The sequence below is a fragment of the Cellulomonas sp. A375-1 genome (assembly GCF_001040865.1).
GTDB classification, from domain to species: domain Bacteria; phylum Actinomycetota; class Actinomycetes; order Actinomycetales; family Cellulomonadaceae; genus Cellulomonas; species Cellulomonas gelida.
In genome coordinates this window covers 61,877-65,102 of the sequence record NZ_LFKW01000103.1, presented here as the reverse complement: position 1 = coordinate 65,102, position 3,226 = coordinate 61,877, and the positions used below count along the sequence as shown (strand labels likewise).

Annotated in this window: 4 protein-coding genes; 2 read left to right on the top strand and 2 right to left on the bottom strand. The window is 75.7% G+C overall.

Features of this window, described 5'->3' with window-relative positions; all coding sequences use genetic code 11:
- Positions 1-1,044: SbcC/MukB-like Walker B domain-containing protein (locus CWIS_RS11060; RefSeq protein ID WP_048343332.1), on the top strand; the 1,044-nt coding region annotated here is incomplete at its 5' end.
- 61 nt (positions 1,045-1,105) lie between these two features.
- Here CWIS_RS11060 and CWIS_RS11055 read toward each other — a convergent pair.
- Positions 1,106-1,525, bottom strand: a complete 420-nt coding sequence (locus CWIS_RS11055; protein WP_048343331.1) for a hypothetical protein — start codon at positions 1,523-1,525, stop codon at positions 1,106-1,108.
- 239 nt (positions 1,526-1,764) lie between these two features.
- Here CWIS_RS11055 and CWIS_RS11050 point away from each other — a divergent pair, with 239 nt between their 5' ends.
- The gene (locus CWIS_RS11050) at positions 1,765-2,472 is read left to right on the top strand and encodes a DUF2993 domain-containing protein (protein WP_048343356.1); all 708 of its coding nucleotides are present in this window, start codon (positions 1,765-1,767) and stop codon (positions 2,470-2,472) included.
- A gap of 117 nt (positions 2,473-2,589) precedes the next feature.
- Here CWIS_RS11050 and CWIS_RS18070 read toward each other — a convergent pair.
- Positions 2,590-3,226: HNH endonuclease family protein (locus tag CWIS_RS18070; protein WP_156186630.1), on the bottom strand; the 637-nt coding region annotated here is incomplete at its 5' end.

The following is a 3,226-nucleotide window of genomic DNA, read 5'->3' as shown; positions in this document are numbered from 1 at the left end:
CACCCGACCGTCGCCGCCCGGCACGCGGAGCTCGTCGAGCGCGCCGCGGTCGCCGCGGGTCTGCGCGCCGCGCTCGACGACCTCCTGGCCGCGCACCGCGAGCTGAGCCGGGCCGCGTCCGAGCTCGCCGCCGCGCTCGCCGAGCACGACTTCGCCGACGCGGCCGCCGCACGCGCGGCGGACCTGCCCGACGGCGAGGCCGCCGTGCTCGAGCGCGCCCTGCGCGAGCACGACGCGGCGCTCGACCGCGTCCGGACCGGCCTGCGCGAGCTCGAGGACGACCCGCTGCTCGTCGGACGCGACGCACAGGACGGGCAGGCCGGTCCGGACCTGCCCCGCGCGCTCGAGGTCGAGCGTGAGGCGGCCGAGCACGCGCGCACAGCGGCCGCGCGGGCGGGCGTCTGCGCGTCACGTGCGCAGGCCGCGCAGGAGGCGGCACGGGCCGTGCGGCAGTCGGTCGAGCTCCATCTGCGCGGGCTCGGGGACGCGGCGCCGGTCCTGCGCATGGCCGGCCTGGCCAGCGGCACGGGGACGGACAACGACCACGGGCTGTCGCTCTCGACGTACGTGCTGGTCCGGCGCTTCGAGGACGTCGTCGCGGCGGCCAACGCACGGCTCGTCGGGATGTCCGACGGCCGGTACGAGCTCGTGCGCAGCGACCGCAAGGAGGACGTGAGCTCGCGACGCACCGGCCTGGCGATGCGGGTGCTGGACCACCACACCGAGCAGCCGCGGGACCCGCGCACGCTCTCGGGCGGGGAGACGTTCTACGTCTCGCTGTGCCTGGCGCTCGGGCTGGCCGACGTCGTGACCGCCGAGGCCGGCGGGATCGACCTGGGCACGCTGTTCGTCGACGAGGGGTTCGGGTCGCTCGACCCGCACACGCTCGACCAGGTGCTCGCCGAGCTGGACCGGTTGCGCGCCGGTGGCCGCGTGGTCGGGGTCGTGTCGCACGTCGACGCGCTGAAGCAGACCATCGCGGACCGCATCGAGGTCCGGCGCACACCGGCCGGACCGAGCACGCTCACGGTCCGCGCGGGCTGACGTCGGGCCGGAGCTCAGCCCTGCTCAGGACCGGCGTCCCTGCCCGGGTCTGGCCGCGCGCTCACCACGACCAGCCGCGGGAGGCGAGCTCGACCTCCTCGCGGAACCTCTCGGCGGGGTCGCCCAGCGGGCTCGGCACCACCTGCACGCCGGCGAGCCCGCAGGCCTTCGCGAGGAGCTGGTCGTAGGCGAGCTGCGAGGCGATGATCCGCTCGGCGCGCGCATACCCGCGGGTGTCGCTCTCGAGCTGCCGGACGTGGTCGGCGACCTTCGTCAGCCGGTCCTGGACCCACAGGGCGTCGAACGGGTTCGTCGTGACGGGTGGCTCGTGGCGCAGCGCGTGCGCCCAGCGCTCGAACCGCCGTGCGAGGGCCGCACGCCACCGCGGCGTCTCCTCCTCGCCGGGGAACAGCGACCACACCGCCCCGAAGAGGAGCGCCGGGAGCAGAGAGCTGAGTACCAGCAGCAGAACCCACGTCATCGGGCGTCCCTCGTCGCGACCTCGACACCAGGCTAGGCGCGGGGCGTGACGCGCGCCACATGTTTGTGCCCGGATCTGGCGCGGCGTCGAGCACCGCTCGGTGGCCACTCGGCGCCGCTCGGCGCGGCGATGACCTGGGCGAACGCCACGCCGTCGCCCGGCCCGCGAGGGGGTGGGCCACGAACCGCGTGTCGTCGTCCGGACGCGCGGCAGCGCCGCGGCTCTCCTACCGTGTCTGGATGACGACGCATCGACGACGGACCGGGCTCGTGGTGGGCCTCACGCTGCTCGTCCTCGTGGCGCTCGGGTTCGTCGTCGCCGACGTGGTCGCGGCGCAGCGCACCCGCGAGACGGTGTCCGACGCGATCGTCGAGAACGTCGACGAGGTCGTCGGGGCGCCCGCGGTCGACGTCGGCGGGTTCCCGTTCCTGCCGCAGCTCGCGCGCGGCGAGCTCGACCGGCTCGACGCGACGGTCGACGGCGCGACGCTCGGTGGCGTCGCGATGACGGACCTGGTGATCGGCGCGGACGGGGTCTCGACGAGCACGCCGTACCGGGCGGACGAGGTCGTCGTGCACGCCACGATCCCGACGGCGTCGCTGCAGGGCGCGGTGGTCGAGCGCACGTCGCTCGAGCTCACCGTCGAGGTCGCCGGGGATGCGCTGCGTCTGAGCGGGCAGGTGCTCGGGCTCGACCTGGCGGGCGAGCTGACGCCGCGTGTCGAGGATGGTCGACTGCTCGTCGACGTCGCGACGGTGAGCGTCGGTGGCGTGCGGGTCGAGGCCGCGGCGCTGCCGAGCGACCTCGCGTCGCGACTGCAGGACCTCGAGATCCCCGTCGAGGACCTCCCCGACGGGCTGGTGCTCACCGACGCCGTCGTGCAGAGCGACGGCGTGCGCGTCACTGCGTCGGGCACGGACGTCGCGGTCCCAGGAGCCGCGCCCTGAGCGTCTGAGCCCGGCACCGGCGTGCCCGGCACCTGACGCCCGGCACCGGTGCCCTCGCCGACGGCGCGCGCCCGACCATCAGGACCGGCATCGGAGCCGACGCGGGCGCGCCCGCGGTCAGGCGGTGACGCAGGTGTCCAGCGCGTCGTCGAGCGCCGCACGCTCGTCGTCGGCGACCGACAGGCCGTACGCCGCCTTCACGCGGATCTGGCGGAGCGCGTAGACGCACGCGAAGCCGGGATCGGGCGGGAGCCAGGCGGCGGCGTCGGACGCGCCCTTGTCCTGGTTCGCTGGCCCGTCGACGGCGAGCAGGTTGGCGGGGTCGTTCGCGAACGCCTCGCGTGTGCGCCGGTCCCACGACGCCGCTCCCGACGACCACGCCGCGGCGAGCGCGACCACGTGGTCGATCTGCACCAGCGCCGAGCCCTTGCCCCGCGCGAACACGATGCGGCGCCCCGTGTACGGGTCGGCGAGGACGCCGGTCAGCACCGTGCAGCCGTCGGCGTCGATCGTGGTGGCCGTCAGGTCGCGGCGCAGTACGTCGTTGCGCGTGTCGCACCCGTTGCGATCGACGTCCGCCCATGCCGTCCCGAACTGCTCGCGCTCGTACGACGAACCGTCCGCCACCCCCGACCCGTCCGGCACCGCCGATCCGTCTGCCGCGGCCGGGCGCTGATCTGGCCCCGCGAGCGCAGCCAGCGCCGACCGCCCCGCCGCGAGGTCCGCGGCCGTGACGGGGTACCGCGCGCTGGCC

Excerpts from the sequence above, each read along its gene's own strand:
- CWIS_RS11055 (WP_048343331.1), bottom strand. The coding sequence starts at position 1,525 with ATGACGTGGGTTCTGCTGCTGGTACTCAGCTCTCTGCTCCCGGCGCTC.
- CWIS_RS11050 (WP_048343356.1), top strand. The coding sequence starts at position 1,765 with ATGACGACGCATCGACGACGGACCGGGCTCGTGGTGGGCCTCACGCTG.